Annotated in this window: 16 protein-coding genes, 1 tRNA gene and 1 pseudogene; 7 read left to right on the top strand and 11 right to left on the bottom strand. The window is 70.5% G+C overall.

All coding sequences use genetic code 11. From position 1 onward, the window contains the following. Positions 1-135: 135 nt before the first annotated feature. Together ACZ466_RS20655 and ACZ466_RS20650 are read right to left on the bottom strand one after the other, a co-directional pair. Complete coding sequence (locus ACZ466_RS20655) at positions 136-1,746, bottom strand: long-chain fatty acid--CoA ligase (protein ID WP_378286520.1); 1,611 nt, start codon at positions 1,744-1,746, stop codon at positions 136-138. A 1,071-nt stretch (positions 1,747-2,817) separates the two neighbouring features. After that, positions 2,818-3,300: pseudogene (locus ACZ466_RS20650) on the bottom strand (SigE family RNA polymerase sigma factor); the annotation flags it as partial. A gap of 315 nt (positions 3,301-3,615) precedes the next feature. Between ACZ466_RS20650 and ACZ466_RS20645 the strand changes: the two are divergent. Continuing rightward, positions 3,616-4,866, top strand: coding sequence for a hypothetical protein (locus tag ACZ466_RS20645; protein ID WP_378286521.1), 1,251 nt, complete (start codon positions 3,616-3,618; stop codon positions 4,864-4,866). 2 nt (positions 4,867-4,868) lie between these two features. Further along, positions 4,869-5,768 carry a MauE/DoxX family redox-associated membrane protein gene (locus ACZ466_RS20640; RefSeq protein ID WP_378286522.1) on the top strand — a complete coding sequence of 300 codons (900 nt, stop codon included), beginning with the start codon at positions 4,869-4,871 and terminating at the stop codon, positions 5,766-5,768. Between the two features lie 234 nt (positions 5,769-6,002). On the opposite strand, the gene ACZ466_RS20635 is transcribed toward ACZ466_RS20640, so the two are convergent. Beyond that, complete coding sequence (locus ACZ466_RS20635; RefSeq protein WP_378286523.1) at positions 6,003-6,134, bottom strand: hypothetical protein; 132 nt, start codon at positions 6,132-6,134, stop codon at positions 6,003-6,005. A 115-nt stretch (positions 6,135-6,249) separates the two neighbouring features. Here ACZ466_RS20635 and ACZ466_RS20630 point away from each other — a divergent pair, with 115 nt between their 5' ends. Further along, positions 6,250-6,411 (top strand): hypothetical protein, encoded by a 162-nt coding sequence (locus tag ACZ466_RS20630; RefSeq protein WP_378286525.1) that lies wholly within the window; start codon positions 6,250-6,252, stop codon positions 6,409-6,411. Positions 6,412-6,597: 186 nt separating this feature from the next. Here ACZ466_RS20630 and ACZ466_RS20625 read toward each other — a convergent pair whose 3' ends face one another. From ACZ466_RS20625 to ACZ466_RS20615, 3 genes are all read right to left on the bottom strand, one after another. Next, on the bottom strand, positions 6,598-6,897 hold the full coding sequence (locus ACZ466_RS20625) for a hypothetical protein (RefSeq protein WP_378286527.1): 300 nt from the start codon (positions 6,895-6,897) through the stop codon (positions 6,598-6,600). A 302-nt stretch (positions 6,898-7,199) separates the two neighbouring features. After that, entirely contained in the window at positions 7,200-8,387 is a 1,188-nt protein-coding gene (locus ACZ466_RS20620; protein WP_464043904.1) for an AAA family ATPase, read from the bottom strand. A gap of 313 nt (positions 8,388-8,700) precedes the next feature. Continuing rightward, positions 8,701-9,711 carry a pirin family protein gene (locus tag ACZ466_RS20615; protein ID WP_378286529.1) on the bottom strand — a complete coding sequence of 337 codons (1,011 nt, stop codon included), beginning with the start codon at positions 9,709-9,711 and terminating at the stop codon, positions 8,701-8,703. A gap of 143 nt (positions 9,712-9,854) precedes the next feature. On the opposite strand from ACZ466_RS20615, the gene ACZ466_RS20610 reads away from it, so the two are divergent. Continuing rightward, the gene (locus ACZ466_RS20610) at positions 9,855-10,316 is read left to right on the top strand and encodes a MarR family winged helix-turn-helix transcriptional regulator (protein WP_378286530.1); all 462 of its coding nucleotides are present in this window, start codon (positions 9,855-9,857) and stop codon (positions 10,314-10,316) included. Here the strand turns inward: ACZ466_RS20610 and ACZ466_RS20605 are convergent. Next, on the bottom strand, positions 10,313-10,720 hold the full coding sequence (locus ACZ466_RS20605) for a hypothetical protein (protein WP_378286531.1): 408 nt from the start codon (positions 10,718-10,720) through the stop codon (positions 10,313-10,315). The genes ACZ466_RS20610 and ACZ466_RS20605 overlap by 4 nt on opposite strands. A gap of 164 nt (positions 10,721-10,884) precedes the next feature. Here ACZ466_RS20605 and ACZ466_RS20600 point away from each other — a divergent pair, with 164 nt between their 5' ends. Next, positions 10,885-11,613, top strand: a complete 729-nt coding sequence (locus ACZ466_RS20600; RefSeq protein WP_378286532.1) for a M15 family metallopeptidase — start codon at positions 10,885-10,887, stop codon at positions 11,611-11,613. Position 11,614: 1 nt separating this feature from the next. On the opposite strand, the gene ACZ466_RS20595 is transcribed toward ACZ466_RS20600, so the two are convergent. Continuing rightward, a complete protein-coding gene (locus tag ACZ466_RS20595; RefSeq protein WP_378286533.1) occupies positions 11,615-11,785 on the bottom strand; it encodes a hypothetical protein in 171 nt (56 codons plus the stop codon). A 108-nt stretch (positions 11,786-11,893) separates the two neighbouring features. Here ACZ466_RS20595 and ACZ466_RS20590 point away from each other — a divergent pair. After that, positions 11,894-11,986: transfer RNA gene (locus tag ACZ466_RS20590), tRNA-Ser, on the top strand. Positions 11,987-12,054: 68 nt separating this feature from the next. On the opposite strand, the gene ACZ466_RS20585 is transcribed toward ACZ466_RS20590, so the two are convergent. Next, positions 12,055-12,426, bottom strand: a complete 372-nt coding sequence (locus tag ACZ466_RS20585) for a hypothetical protein (RefSeq protein WP_378286535.1) — start codon at positions 12,424-12,426, stop codon at positions 12,055-12,057. Between the two features lie 24 nt (positions 12,427-12,450). After that, entirely contained in the window at positions 12,451-12,711 is a 261-nt protein-coding gene (locus ACZ466_RS20580; RefSeq protein ID WP_378286536.1) for a hypothetical protein, read from the bottom strand. A gap of 41 nt (positions 12,712-12,752) precedes the next feature. On the opposite strand from ACZ466_RS20580, the gene ACZ466_RS20575 reads away from it, so the two are divergent. Further along, complete coding sequence (locus tag ACZ466_RS20575) at positions 12,753-13,034, top strand: hypothetical protein (RefSeq protein ID WP_378286537.1); 282 nt, start codon at positions 12,753-12,755, stop codon at positions 13,032-13,034. Positions 13,035-13,316: 282 nt separating this feature from the next. Here ACZ466_RS20575 and ACZ466_RS20570 read toward each other — a convergent pair whose 3' ends face one another. Then, positions 13,317-14,696: an alkaline phosphatase PhoX gene (locus ACZ466_RS20570; RefSeq protein ID WP_378286538.1), complete on the bottom strand. Its 1,380-nt coding sequence runs from the start codon at positions 14,694-14,696 to the stop codon at positions 13,317-13,319. Positions 14,697-15,456 lie beyond the last annotated feature (760 nt).

Raw genomic sequence — 15,456 nt, 5'->3', positions numbered from 1 at the left:
CCCCATCCGCACCACTTGATCCCTTGAAATGACAATGAGGTGGCCATGGGGTGACACCGACCGTTCCCTTTGTATCTGCGGGGATGTCAGGGTGTACCCGTTCCGTAACGCCGCGCGAACGCCGTCCCGCCGGGGTCAGCCGAAGTGCCGCACGGTGAGCTCCCCGTCCGCGTACCGCCGCCGCAGCACCTTCTTGTCGAACTTGCCGACCGAGGTCTTGGGCACGGATTCGATGAACGACCAGCGCTCGGGGAGCTGCCACTTGGGGATCCGGTCGCCGAGGAACCCCCGCAGCTCCTCGGCGGTCAGCACGGCGCCGTCCCGTACCACCACCGACGCCAGCGGGCGCTCCTGCCAGCGCTCGTCGGGGACGCCGACCACCGCCGCCTCCAGCACGTCGGGATGCGCCATGAGGTGGTTCTCCAGCTCCACCGAGGAGATCCACTCCCCGCCGGACTTGATCACGTCCTTGGCCCGGTCGGTGAGGATCAGGTAGCCGTCGGCGGACAGCGTGCCGACATCGCCGGTGCGCAGCCAGCCGTCGTTGAACCGGGACGGGTCCTCGTCCAGGTGGTACGCGCCGGTGATCCACGGGCCGCGGATCTCCACCTCGCCGACCGACACGCCGTCGTGCGGCAGCACCACGTCGCCGTCGCCGACGATCCGCATCTCCAGCCCGGCCAGGACGCGGCCCTGCGACACCCGGGCCCGCCAGGCGTCCTCGCCGCCGGAGCCGACCGGCGGGTGCGCCATCGTGGCCACCGGCGAGGTCTCGGTCATCCCCCACGCCTGGACGATCGTCACGCCGAGGTCGTCGAACCCGCGCATCAGCGACTCCGGCACCGCCGAACCGCCGCACGGCACCAGCCGCAGCGAGCTGAGGTCGGCGCCGTGCTCCCTGGTGTGCCGCAGCACGTCCGCCCAGATCGTCGGCACCGCCCCCGCGATGGTGGGGCGCTCCGCCTCGATCAGCCGGACCAGCGGCTCGGCCTGCAGGAACCGGTCCGGCATGACCAGCGACGCCCCCGCCATGATCGCCGCGTACGGCAGGCCCCAGGCGTTGGCGTGGAACATCGGCACCACCGGAAGCACCCGGTCGGACGCGTTCATCCCCATCGCGTTGCCCGTCGCGATCGACATCGAGTGCAGGTACGCCGAGCGGTGCGAGTACACCACGCCCTTGGGATTGCCCGTGGTGCCGCTGGTGTAGCACATGGCGGCCGCCGCACGCTCGTCGATCTCCGGCCAGTCGAACTCGGCGGGCGCCGCGGCGAGCAGCTCCTCGTAGGAGTGCAGCACCTTGCCCGCCCCCTCCAGCGGCCCGGTGTCGCCCTCGCCGACCACGATCACGTCCCGGATCGTCTTCAGCTGCGGCAGCACGGGCGCCAGCAGCGGGATCAGCGAGCCGTCCACGATGACGACCCGGTCCTCGGCGTGGTTGGCGATGTAGACGAGCTGGTCGGGGAAGAGCCGCAGGTTCAGGGTGTGGAGCACGGCACCCATGGAGGGGATCGCCAGGTACGCCTCGAGATGTTCGGCGTTGTTCCACATGAAGGTGGCCACGCGCTGGTCGCCGTCCACGCCCAGCCCGCGCAGCGCCCCGGCCAGCCGCGCGGCGCGCTCGCCGAGCCGCGCGTAGGTCTCCCGGCGGGTCCCGTCACCGGTCCAGGTGATCACCTCGCTCCCGCCGAAGACGCCGGTGCCGAAGCGCATGATCGAGGTGATGGTCAGCGGAAAGTCCTGCATCGTGCTCCACACGGCGCACCTCCAGCTCGGTGGATCCCAGAACCCGGATTCTTGCCCGAAGTATCGGCCGATGTCAGCACCCGCCCGCAGTTTTCTCCGTATCCCCTCCAGACACGCACCGCGATAGCGGCTTCGCGGCACCCGCCGCGCCGACGCCTCGCGGCCGACGCGCCGCGCTTCTAAGGGCCCGCATCGCGGTTGTGCGGAGACGCGTCATGGCTCCAGGGCGGCACGTCCCGGCTCTGGGGCGGCGCGTCGCGGTTTGGCTGGCTCGGCGGGAACGAGCCAGCTCCGGGACAGCGTGTCGCGGTTTCGCGGAGACGCGTTGCGGTTTTGCGGAGGTGCGTTGCGGCTCTGGGACGACGCGTCCTGGCCCTGGCGCGAGGGACCGCGCTTCTGCGGGAGCGAGGCGGCTCTGGGGCGGCGCGTCGCGGTCTTGTTGGGGCGCGTCGCGCTTCTGCGCGGGCGCGTTGCGGTGTTGCGGAGGCCCGTCGTGGCTCCGGGGCGGCGCGTCGTGGTCCTGGGACGGCGGGCGGATCGCGCTTCTGCAGGAACGAGTCGTGGCTCTGGCGGCGCGTCGCGGTCTTGCGGGGGCGTGTCGCCGTTCTGCGCGGGCGCGTTCCGGCTCTGGACGACGCGTCCTGGGCCTGGCGCGGCGGGCCGCGCCTGCGGGGACGAGTCGCGGTTCTGGGGCGGGGTGTCGCGGTCTTGCGGGGGCGTGTCGCCGTTCCGCGCGGGCGCGTTCCGGCTCTGGACGACGCGTCCTGGGCCTGGCGCGGCGGGCCGCGCCTGCGGGGACGAGTCGCGGTTCTAGGGAGGCGCGTCGCGGTCTTGCGGCGGCGTGTCGCGGTTCTGCGCGGCTGCGTCCTGGCTCTCGGGCGGCGCGTCGTGGCTTTGCGGGGGCGTGTCGCGGTTCTGTGAGGGCGCGGGGCGGCTTTGGGGCGGCGCGTCGTGGTCCTGGGACGGCGTGTCGCGGTTTGGCGGGGGTGTGTCGTGGTTCTCGGGCGGGGTGTCGCGGTTCTGGGGTGGGACGCCGGGTTCCGGGGACGGGATCTTGGGGAAGTCGGCCTCGAGGCCGGCGTCGTCCCGGAGCTTGGCCATAGCGCGGGAAACGGTGCTCTTGACGGTGCCGATGCTGACTCCGAGAACCTCGGCGATTTCGGCCTCGGCCATGTCCTCGTAGTAGCGGAGCATGACCGCCATGCGCTGCCGCTCGGGCAGGCGATCCAGGGCGCGGCCGAGGGCGTCGTGCAATTCGCTCCGCCGGGTATGATCATCTACCGGCTGGTCGGGCAGTTCGTCGGTGGGGTAGATGTCCAGCTTGCGCCGGCGCCACCAGGAGATCTGGGTGTTGACCATGGCGCGGCGCACGTAACCGTCGACCGAGGCGCGGTCCTGGATGCGGTCCCAGGCCAGGTAGGTCTTGGCGAGGGCGGCCTGCAGGAGGTCCTCGGCCTCGGCGCGATCACTGGTGAGCTGCAGCGCGGCGCGCAGCAGCGCGGGCCCGCGGGCCGCGACGTAGTCGCGGAACTCCTCGTGCCGCGTGCTGTTCACGTCACCACCGAGCCAGGGGTTGGGAGCCTGCGGTCGACCCGTACCGACGAGCTGATCGTGAGGCATCGGAGCGTGATCCCGACCCCTCGACGATGGCACGAAGATCGTAATTCCGGGTCATCTGAAAAGACATATTAGGGTCAACCAGGGGATAATAATCAACCGGGGTAAAAAGAACCTCAACCCCTGCATGACTTATCGCGACAAATCCGTCGACAGTCCGGCCCCCGCGGGTGAGTCTTGACACGCTGTCCTAACAGCCCTGGACACGAGTTTGAAGATCGCCGAAGTCAAGATCGACGCCGGAGTGTCGCCATGCCGCTTCCACCCCGATGCCGTGGCGGAGAGCGCCGCAGATACCGGGAGCTCGTCCTGGGAGGGTCCGAGCCGCCCGGTACCGCCCCGGGTCCGCGCCGTCCCCCGCGCGTCCTGGCAGGGACCGTCCTCGACGCGAGCCCGCACCTGCTGGTGCTGCGCGGGTCCGGCGGCGAGGTGCGGCTGCCCATGACCTCCGCCACCTCGGTCTGGCATGGCGGGCGCGGGGGCCTCGCCGCGCTGCTGCCGGGACGGGAGGTGATCGTCCGCTCCACCCCGGACGGTCTCGGCGCCGACCGGATCTGGGTGGACATCGGCCGGGTGACCGGCACGATCCTGGCGCGCGGCAGGGACGCCGTGGAGGTGGACATGGGTCCGCATCGCGGGCGCACCCATGTGGTGATCCCCCCGCACGCCCTGGGCCGGGTCCTCGTCCGGCACCCCAGGCTCGAACCGGGCTTCCTGATCGACGTCATCTGCGTGCGCTCCCCGGCGGGGCCGCAGGCGGTCCGGCCCGGGACGTCCCAGCCGGGCCACCGCGCGGCCGACCTCGCCGCGCCCGAGCCGGACGTGTCGGTGCCCCAGGTGCTCCAGGGGACGGCGACCTGGTTCGGCGGCGCCACCTACGAGGTCCCCGCGCCGCGGGCGGAGCCGGACACGGCCCGTCCGGACGGCGACGGTGCACCGCTCGGCCGGACGAGCCCGGGCGCCGAGGCGCTTCCGCACATCGACGGCGCCGTCGTCCCGACCCGCGCGGAGTCAGGACGGGGACGATGCGGGCCCCGGCACGCCTCGTCCACCCGCAGGCGCGGCCCGGCCCGTCCCACGCGCCGCCGCCCCGAGGCCGGTGTCCCGGAGGCGCGGCCCGACGCGCGGGCGGCGGGTCCGGATTTCCGTCTCAGCGGGGGCGCGGCCGGGGCCGCCTACCCGGCGCTCGACCCCGAAGGACAGGGCGGCGGTTGCCCCGACGCCCCGCCGCCCGGGTGCGCGGCGCTGCCCTACCTCTCCCTTGGCAGTGAACTGGTCGTCCGGAACGAGTGCGCGGACCTGACCGCGACGCTGCCGGTGATCGAGTGCGGCTGCGTCGCGGCGGGCTACTGCGACCGGTGCGTCGAATGCGGCACCTCCCCGCGCGGGCGCCTGGTCGAACTCACCCCCGCGGCGTTCGTCGGCCTCGGCGGCGACCTGGACGCGGGCTGCTTCAACACCGTCCTGCGGCACGGCGCGCCCGGAGCGGCGGCGGGAGTCTGACGATGCTGGACGACATCCAGAACACCCAGGTCCTGCTGCTGGCCACCGTCCTGCTGGCCGCCTGCCTGGCCAAGTTGATCATCCTTCCGCCGGCGTCCGCCGCCGCCGAGCACGTGCACGGCGTGCCGCTCCCGGAACGGCTGCGCCGGGCGACCGGGCTGGGGCAGAGCCGCGTGATCAACGTCGGTCTCGGGCTGACCGAGGGCACGCTCGCCCTCGCCCTGCTCGTCACCTCCCACATGTCGGTGCGGGTGGCCACGACCGTGGCGTTCGCCGCCGCCACCTGGGCGGTGGGGGAACTGCGGGTGCACCGGCCGGACGCGGGCTGCGGCTGCTTCGGCGGGCTGAGCACCGAACGCGTCCGCCGCCGCGGCGTGCTGCGCGCGATGCTGCTGACCGCGGCCGCCGTCCTGTCGCTCGGGGCGCCGCTCGCGGGCGTCCAGGTGCTGCGCGAGGTCCCGGCGCAGGTGGCGCTGGTGTTCGCGGTCGAGCTGGCACTGTTCGCCGCGCTCTCGCCCGAACTGGCGGCGATCGCCCGGCGTCGCGTCCGGCTGCGGCGGCGCCGTCCCGCGACGCCGTGCGAGCGGCGCCGCAGCCCGCTGGCCGAGACGTACGCGACGCTGTACGGGAGCGCCGCCTGGACGGAGGCGGAGAACTCGGTCACCAGCGCCGTCCCGGTGGACGTGTGGCGGGAGGGCTGCTGGCGGTTCGTGGTCTTCCCGGCACGCGTGGACGGCCACGACACCGAGATCGTCTTCGCCGTCTCCACCGCCGAACGCCGCCGCACCGTACGCGCCGCGCCCGTCCCGCCCCCCGCCGAACCCGAACCCGATTCGACGCTCGACCACGAACCCGTCCGAGCGGAGGTGGGCCCCGCAGAGGTGTGCACCGCCTCCAGCTGACTCTTCGCCTCTCTAGCCGTCTCTTGGGTCATTGCTAGAACCTCTTAGAAAACCCTCACCCCAGAAGCCTCGACGCAACCGACAACCCCCTGTTCTCCAAGGTCACCGGAACCCGAGGACACCGGGCGTGCGGCTTGGCGCCGTCCACCGATCAGCGCGTTGGCCCAGGGCGAGGGTGATCGTGGGACCCGCGTGCCTTTCGTGCAGGCGGGGCTCGTGGCCGGGGGGTGCGGGTTAGCGGAGGCGGGTGATTCGGACGGCGATGCGGTTGCCCTCCGGGGGACTGGTGTCGATGCTGAGGGCGTTGTTGATCTCGATGCCGCCGTTGGCGGTGGTGGTCATGCCCGAGTCGAGGGCGAAGGTCACCCCTCGGCGCCGACGGCGAGGACGGTGAGGGCCTGGATCCGGGGCTCGGCCTTGACCTTGGGGCCGAAGCGCAGCACGTCACCCGCCTTGACCATAGACCTCACAGTCGCCGTCCTTGCAGGCCGACAGCTTCCTGCCGTCCGCCGCCGTGGACGGGGAGAGCGGCTTGGCGGAGGGCGAGGCGGACGACGGGGAGGCGGCGGTGCCGGTGCCCTCGTCGCCGCCGCAGGACGTGAGCAGTGTCAGGACGGGACGGCGGGCACCAGTGCGGCCGTGACGAGAGGCGGCTTCCGGTCCATGGTCTTCCTGCTGGTGGGAGCCGCGCCATCGTGGTACGGAGCACCTGAGAGGGGTCCCGGAAACAGGCGAGGCCGCGTCCGCTGGATGGGTACGGACGCGGCCTCGAACCACTGGTGAAGGGGCCACCGATGATGATGGTCTCACCGGTGGGCGTCTTTGGGTATTACCAGTTGCCCTCTTCCGGCCGCATCATGCGCTCGTCCTGCTCGCGGCCGCGCTCGTCGGCGCGGCGGGACGAGAACATGCCTTGGTCCTCCTGGGCCGCCATGCTCTGGTCGTCGCGGTCCGCCGAATGCTCGTTCTGGGCGCCGGCGGGCATCTTCTGACGCGCCTCCTGGGCGGAGGGGTGGCGGGCGGCGCCGGAGCCCCGCCGCGACGCGGCCATCTCGTCGCGGTTCCGCTGCGCGGACGACTGCTGGCCCTCGTTGCGGGGCTTGCTCCGGCGACCTTCGCGATTGTTCATGTCTCCCCCTGACTTGGACAGTGCGCCCTCAATGACGCAAACACCCCGCGTTATACCCCGAATGCGGTGAGTAACCGACTTTTGTTCCTCGGCTTCGATACGACTCTCTAGCCCCCTCTAGCGATCCGCCTAGAGCGGCTTAGAGAGCGCGAGATGCGAAGGCTCGGCGACTATGCGGCTATCTAGCGTCAGGGCTAGAAAGCCGTAGAGAGTGCTGACGTCGCCGGTCGATGCGGTTTTCTAGGGGTCTCTACGCCGTCCCCTAGACAGGGGTAGAGGACGGTCGAGAGTGCTTGCCGGGTTCAGGCGGGCTGGGAGCGCAGGAACTTGCCGAAGTGCGGGACGGTGAACGCGACAAGACCGCGCTCGGCGCTGTAGATCAGGCCTTTCTTGATGAGGCCGTCGCGTGCGGGTGACAGGCTGGAGGGCTTGCGGCCGAGTTCTTCGGCGACGGCGGAGGTGAGGACGGGGTCGTCGCCCAGCATCGCCATCGCCCGCATGTAGTCGCGCTCGGCCGGGGTGGCGCGGTCGTAGCGGCTGCCGAAGAAGCCGACCGCCAGCTCGCTCTCCGCCTCCGGCGCCGCGACCTTGATGTCGTCGGCCGTGATCGGGGTGTCGGGGGCCACGTCCCAGACGACCTTGGCGTACGCCTGGACGAAGTAGGGGTAGCCGTCGGCCGCGCCGTACAGCGCGTCGAGGGCCTCGGGGGTGAAGGTCACGTGCTCGCGCTCGGCGGGGGCCATCAGCGCGAAGTCGGCCGACTCGCGGTCGAGCCGGTCGATGCGGGCGTACCGGAACAGCCGCTCGGAGTAGGACTTGCTCGCCGACAGCACCGCGGGCAGGTGGGGCAGCCCCGCGCCGACCACGATCAGCGGGCCGCCGACCTGGGACAGCTCGTGGCAGGCGGCGCACAGCGCGGAGACATCGTCGGCCGGGATGTCCTGCATCTCGTCCACGAACAGCGCGATGCCGGCGCCGACGTCGGTGGCGACCGAGGCGGCGTCCACGAACAGCTCGGTGAGGTCGATCTCCAGATCGCCGGAGTCGGCCCGGCCGCGCGCGGCGGGCACGTCGATCCCCGGCTGCCAGCGGTGCGCGCGGGCCTTGCCGCGCCCGGTGCCCGGCTCCTCGCCCGCCTGGGCGAACGCCTTGAGCACGCCGAGGAACTCCTCGATCCGGTCGGGGGCGCGGTGCCGCGGCGCCAGCTCCCGCACCGCCATGTGCAGGGCGGAGGCCACCGGCCGCCGGATCGACTGGTCGGGCCGCGCCTCGATCTTGCCGGTGCCCCACAGCTTCTGGATGGCCATCGAACGGAACGCGTTCAGCAGCACGGTCTTGCCGACGCCGCGCAGCCCCGTGATGACCATGCTGCGCTCGGGACGGCCGCGCGCGACGCGTTCGAGGACCACCTCGAACTGCCGGAGCTCGCGGTCGCGGCCGGCCAGCTCCGGAGGGCGCTGCCCGGCGCCGGGAGCGTAGGGATTGCGCACGGGGTCCACGCTCTCGGACTCTATGAGGCGATATAGCTGAGGCCGTAGATTTGCGTAGAAACTCGTACGGCGTGTCGCGCGGGATTCCCGGCGCCCGGCGCAGCGCGGCGCCGCGTCCAGGCCGATCGGTGCCACCGTCGCAGCCATGTGCCACCTCCCCGGGCGCGCTTGCGTGCGAACGAGCTGGTCGAACCTCTGTTCGACTCGTTCGAACACAGTAGCGCATGCCGTCCCGTCCGTCATCCGGAACACGGCGAACGGCCGCGCGCCCTTTCTCTCGGGCCCGCGGCCGTTCGCCGCTCGGAATCGCAGGTCAGGACAGGTTCTCGTCCGCGCTGGACAGGTGCGGGACGTGCTCGGCCGGGATCGTTCCCATGCGTCCGGCCTGGAAGTCCTCGAACGCCTGGACGATCTCCTCGCGCGTGTTCATCACGAACGGCCCGTACCGCGCGACCGGCTCCCGGATCGGCAGCCCGCCCAGCACGAGGATCTCCCAGCCGTTCGGGCTCGAGGCCGGCTGGGCGCCGGCGGCCCGCAGCACGATCCCGTCGCCGTCGCCCTTGTGGTGGGACCCGGCGAAGACGGCCATCTGGCCCTCGTCCACCGCGACCTCCTCGACCCCGGCGGTGCCGCGGCCGGACAGCACGTACACGAGGGCGTTGAACTCGCGCGGCCACGGCAGGGTGAGCCGCGCGCCGGGCGCGACGGTCGCGTGCAGGTAGTTGATCGGCGTGTACGTGTCGCCGGGCCCGTCGTGCCCGGCGAGCGATCCGGCGATCACCCGTACGAGCGAGGACCCGTCGTCGGCGGCGAGCAGCTTCACGTCGCGCGCCTCGATGTCCTGGTAGCGCGGCTTGACCCACTTCTGGGCGCGGGGCAGGTTCACCCACAGCTGCACGCCGTGGAACAGCCCGCCCTTGGCGACCAGCTCGGGCGGCGGCTGCTCGATGTGCTGGATCCCGGACGCGGCGGTCATCCACTGGGTGCCGCCGTCGGAGATGAGGCCGCCCCCGCCCGTCGTGTCCTGGTGCTGGAACGCGCCGTCGATGATGTAGGTGACGGTCTCGAACCCCCGGTGCGGATGCCACGGGGTCCCCTTGGCCTCGCCCGGGGCGTACTCCACGGCGCCCATGTGGTCGAGCAGGAGGAACGGGTCGGCCAGCGCGAGATCCACCCCTGGGAACGGGCGCCGCACTTGGAAGCCCTCCCCTTCGAGGTGTCGCTGGGCGGTGATGACCTTGGCGACGCGGCGCCAGTCCGTACCGTCCTCGGGGAGACGGGGCAGACGGGGCAGCGTGAGCGGGTCGGCCATGACGGCGGGCATGGGACTCTCCTCTACACTCTCGGGCCGCCCCCGGTCGCCGGATCGTCCGCCTTCCCGGGGAGCGCTGTGCGCGGTACAACCTGGTTGAAAGATAAACTATTCCAGTATTAGTTGAAACTTCAACATGACCGTATACTGGCGGCATGAGCGAACCACGCTGGCTCGATGCCGCCCAACAGCACGACTGGCGGGCCTACGTGGACGGCAGCGTCAGGCTCAACGAGATCATGGACCGCGACCTGAAGACCAAGCACGGCCTCTCGGTCTCAGAATACGAGATCCTGGTCCGGCTCTCGGAGGCGCCCGACCGCCGTCTGCGAATGGCCGAACTGGCCGCGCACGCCAGCCAGTCCCGCAGCCGCCTGTCCCACACCTGCTCCCGCCTGGAGGCCAAGGGCCTGGTCAAGCGGGACAACTGCCCCAACGACAAGCGCGGCGTGTTCGCCCACCTCACCGACGAGGGCTTCGCCGCACTGGAACGCGCCGCCCGCGACCACGTCGAGACCGTCCGCGACTTCTTCATCGACGTGATCGAACCGGAGGACCTGGCCGCCATCGGCCGCGCCTTCACCGCCGTCAACAAGCGCATCGGCGACAACCGCTAGAGGGGAAGGCCCGTCAGGAAACCCACCGACACCAGGGTCAGGAACACCCAGCCCAGCATCATCCCGAACCCGTACGGCCGCCACGGCCCCCGCACCTTCCACGCCAGCAGCCCGCCGAGCCCGAACGCCAGCACCAGCAGCGTCACCATCTGCGGCATCAGGCTCGGCCGGCGGCTCATCATCAGCGGCCCCCACATCATGACCGCGTCCACGAACGCGAACGTCAGGAACCCCGCCGCCGCCAGCCCGATCTCCCGCCGCGGCGGCACCGCCACCGGACTCCGCCGCAGCCGGATCAGCGGCTCGGCGCGCGAGGCGTCCTCCACCTCCACGGACGAGGCCACCGCGAAGATCTCGTCCTCCAGGCTGGCGCCGTCCGGGTCCTTCTCGTCGTGCTCGCCCATGCCGGCTCCCGGCCGGGGACGCCGGGTCGGCCCCGGCTGGGGGGTGAACGTATCTGCCACGGCGTGCTCGCCCCCGTCCCCTGTCACGACGGGCACGCCCTCAGACGCACCGTAGCGAATCCCCGGTCCCACGCGAAGGCACCGCGACGTGTCATCCTGCTGTTATGCCTGGTAGCCGCCTCGTGTACGCAACAGCACTGGTGACGGCACTCGCCGTCACGGCGACCGGATGTGGCCGCGGCTCCGAGGAGCCGGCCGGCGCCCCGGCCGCACCGCCGACCGCGCCCGCCACCCCGCCGCAGGCCGCGCCCTCCCCGAGTCCCACGGCCTTCCAGTCCCAGATCAAGAAGGTCACCGCCGGGGACCTCGAACACTCCTGGCGGCAGGGCTGCCCGGTCGGCCCGTCCGGGCTCCGGATGATCGAGATGACCTACTGGGGGATGGACAAGAAGCCGCACACCGGCGGTCGCCTGGTCGTCAACGCCGACGCCGCGAACGACCTGGTCAAGGTGTTCCGCAAGCTGTACGACATGCGCTACCCGATCGCCCGCATGGAGCCCGTGGACGCCTACAAGGGCAGCGACTTCGACTCGATCGAGGCCAACAACACCTCGGCGTTCAACTGCCGCCGGGCCACCGGGTCGAGCAACTGGTCACAGCACGCCCTCGGGCTGGCCATCGACATCAACCCGTGCGAGAACCCGTACGTCTCGGCCGACGGCACCGTCGCCCACAAGAACTGCGTCAAGTTCAAGAACCGCGAGCGCCGCGACCCCGGCGTCATCCACGCCGGCGACCGCGTCGTCAGGGCGTTCGCCTCGATCGGCTGGGGCTGGGGCGGCGACTGGGGCGGCCCCTGGGACTACCAGCACTTCTCCAGCACCGGCCGCTGACTCACATCATCATCGCGACCGCGATCGCCACGACCACGACGAGGGCCACCACGAGCACCGCGCCCACGATGAGCCCGGTGTTGACCTGCTTGGACTTCTCGGCCGGCCGCTGCGCGGCGAAGTTCTGGAACTGGTGGGTCGTCCCGGCCGGATCTTGGGGCTTTTCAGACATGCCGACGAGCGTAACGGAAGTCTTCCCCCAAGCTCAGGCCCTCCACCACACCCCGAAAGCCCGGTGAACGCCCCCGCCCCGACCCGCTATCGTGGTGCCTGCTCCACGGGAGGCTTCGCATAGTGGACGAGTGCGGCGGTCTTGAAAACCGCTGGGCCGGTATCCCCGGTCCCGTGGGTTCGAATCCCACAGCCTCCGCCAACCAGCACCCGTGATCGCCGGCCCCCGACCGCGCACCGAAAGCCGCCGGTCACCCGTCGTCGCAGCGGTCACGTGGCGGGTGGCAAGTAGGCGTCGTACTGCGCATAGTGGATGATCGCCGCGCACGCCTCCTCTGTGGTCGGCCGCGCACCTGCTCGCCAGCTACTCCAAACATCCAGCACCTCGCGGATCAGGACGACTTCCAGGAGGTAGGGCAGGTCCACCGGCGAGAGACCGTCCCCATGTTTCGCCGCCACCACCCGCGAGCCTGCTGTCCAGGGCTCCTCTGCGTACACGGTCAAGCCGTCGGCCACCCTGGCCAGCTGATCCACCAACTCGGCAAGCGTCAAGAGGAACTCCTCAGCCACGGGGGCGCGCCAATGCCCGACCATCAGGCGGGCCCGTGGCGCCGCTGTCTGTCGCACCATCTCGACGTTCACGCGCGGAAGGGGACCTCGTGGTGGTCATCGCGTGGCCGCTTGCCGTTCCTCGATGATCTGGATCGCCCGGCTGAGGTGATCGAGGAAGGTCCGTGCGTGCGGCAGCGTCAGCAGCAGGGACACATCGAGGCCGAGGCCGTCATCCCATGCATCGATCTGGACCATGTCACGCTCGTCGTCCGTCTCCACACTCACGACCGTGGAGTCGTCGCACGTCTCTTGATCGTCCACTGCGTGACCGTCCAAGGCGGGGATGGGCGTGCCGATGGGGCTGTCGCTGTGCATGTCCCCAGCCTCGCAGTGGGCTGCCGCTTTACGCTCATCACGTGTTCGCTCAATCGTCCGGTTTGCCGGCGGAACTCAAAGCCGCACTGCGAGAGCTGCGCCGGGTACGCGCCCAGCGTCCCGAGAGGGCGAGCGACCCCCTCGGCTTCGCGAACTGGCGCGAGGACATAGCAGGCGTCCTGGAGACCCTCTCCCGGCTTCTCCTCTTCGAAGAGGACCGCACCAAGGCAGTCGGCGAAGCCGCCCAGGCGCGAGAAGAGGCCGCACGCATCCGTGCCGAAGTTCGACGCGAGGCCGATAAGGGTTCCGGCGGGGGGCTCTGACTCTGGGCGCTCAGCGCCTGTCTGCGTCCCAGGGCCCGATCACCTGCGCGTCTTCGCCGGGGAGCAGGCGGTCCCTTCTCTTCGGCGGACGCCGCGGGCCGATCCCTCGTCCGGGCTCGTGGGCGTGACGATCTTGCGGTTCTCGGCGGCGCATCAGGCGATCAAGTCGCGGCCGCTCCTTGTCCGGTGCTGGTTCCGGATGACGAGACACGGGCGGGCCGGCCTTCAAAGGACCGGCCCGCTTGCTTCGTGGTGGTACGTGTACTTCAGGCCAGGGTTTCGCTACAGGGAACCGCGCCGCCAGGGGCCGGTGATGGCGAAAGTGATGCCGGGGCTCTGCGCGTTGGCGAACAGCCAGTTGCCGTTCTTCGGCTCGAAGGCCGACCCGCACCACTCCGATCCGGTGTAGTCGCCGGGTGCGACCGACTTGCCGGGAACGCCACCGGCCGGGATCACGACCTTGTTCTCCGAGAACGGGAAGATCTCCCCGTCGGTGGTCAGGCCGTGCAGGTACTCGCTGTCACTCCCGTCCTCGCAGAGGACGATGCCGCCCCGCGGGCTCACGCAGATGTTGTCCGGGTTGTTGAGCACGGACGCGTCCGGAGAGGCGAACAGCACCCGCATCCGCTCCGCCTTGGGGTCGTACTCGAAGACCTGGCCCTGCCCCTTGGGGCCGCCGCTCGTCGACACCAGGTAGATCCGTTCGTTGCCGTACCACGCACCCTCGCCCCGCCGGACCACCGCGGCACCGAGCGCGGCCCCCTGCTCCGCCGGACGCTTCTCGCCCGGCGCATAGTCGGGGTTGGGAATCGTGACCCACGATGTCCGGTACTCGACTCCCGTGGCATCGGCGTAGGTCGAGTACGAGGAGCCGTCGGGCGTCTCGATGACCATCATCTGCAGCTCGCCGCCGGCGGCCAGCTCGCCCGGCTTGCTGGGCAGGAACCGGTAGAAGCCGGACGGAGTGGCGTCCTCGGTCAGGTACACGATGCCCGTACGCGGGTCCACCGCGACGGCCTCGTGGCTGAACCGTCCCATCGCCTTCAACGGCCGCGGGTCGCCCTTGCCGTCAAAGGGAACCTCGAAGACGTACCCGTGCCGAGTGCCGTCGGGGCCGACCTCGGTGGTCTCCTCACAGGTCAGCCAGGTACCCCACGGCGTCGGCCCACCGGCGCAGTTCCGGATCGTGCCGGACAGGCTGCCCCAAGATTCGAGGAACTTCCCCGCCTTCGGATCGAACACGAGATTGGTGGTGCCGCCACGGGCCGCCGGGTTGTAGGCCGGTGTGGTGAACGCCCCGGTGAAACCGCTGCGCTCGTGGTTCCGAACCAGAGCGATCTTGCCGTCCGGGCGGTGGAACGCGGCCATGCCGTCGTGTGAACTCGGCGTGGGAGTTCCGTCGGACATGACGTCGCCCGTCCACCCGTAGGTCAGGTACTCGAATCCCTTCGGCAGGGCGAGGAGTTCGAGACCTGTGGTGTGGTCCTTGACCGGGTAGAGCGGTCCGTAATCCGGACTGGACGGCTGCTTGCCCATCGGTGCCGCGCCGGCGGTACGGGCGCCGAGGGCCTCCAAGGGAGCGATCGCGGCCACGGCGGCGGCTGTGGTGAGCCCGCCTTTAAGGAACTTGCGACGTGCGAAGCCGTCTGCACGGTCTGTCATTGATTCCTCCTGATGTCATTTGACGGAGGCAAGCTATCGGCCGCCAATAGCGCTCCTTTGAAACGGTCCAAAAATCCTGGATGAATAGTTGTGATTTGATCGGTCAAAGTGGCGGATCGGGGAGCATTCTCATGGACCATCGCCGAATGGTCCCCGGTTCAGGTCGATTTCCGCGGGGCCGGCCAGGCCACCGCGCGAACTGCCGGTGATCGGCCGTGCTCGTGCTGTGGTCGTGGTGCCCGCCGTCCGGAGGGGCTCGTCGGAGCGCCGCGGCCACGTTCGCCGTCGAGGCGTTCTACGAGGACAACCCCACATTTCGAACTCCGTACGCCCACGGGAACCGGGACCTTCGGCAAAGCGGCTGCGGCTGTGCTGAACGACCAGAGCTGCTGGGGCAGGCGAGGCGTGGCACGGTTCTCATCAATCGGATGAAACAAGGATTTCGCGCTTTGGGGTGTGCCTTTGGCGATGGCTTGATTTCCTTCCGGATACTCCTGTACGAGGTGGTCTGCGATGAGCTTTGTCGGCTGGTGGTGAAGTCGTTTTCTGTGGGTGTGGTGGAGGGAATCCTGGAGGGGAAGATGGACCACGATCCTGCTGCGCCGACTGGTGCTCAACGCCCTCGACTCCGACCACGCCGTCATGCCCAACCGCCAACCGGGGAAGCGAGACCGGCAGACGCCTGATCCCGACCGCGTTGAGCCGCATCCGTGCCTGGTGGCGAGCAGGCGGGCGCCAGGACCAGGTGACCGACGGAACC

The sequence above is a fragment of the Actinomadura rugatobispora genome (assembly GCF_055379765.1).
Note: the sequence above shows the minus strand (reverse complement) of the source record. Positions and strands in the feature narration are given on the sequence as shown.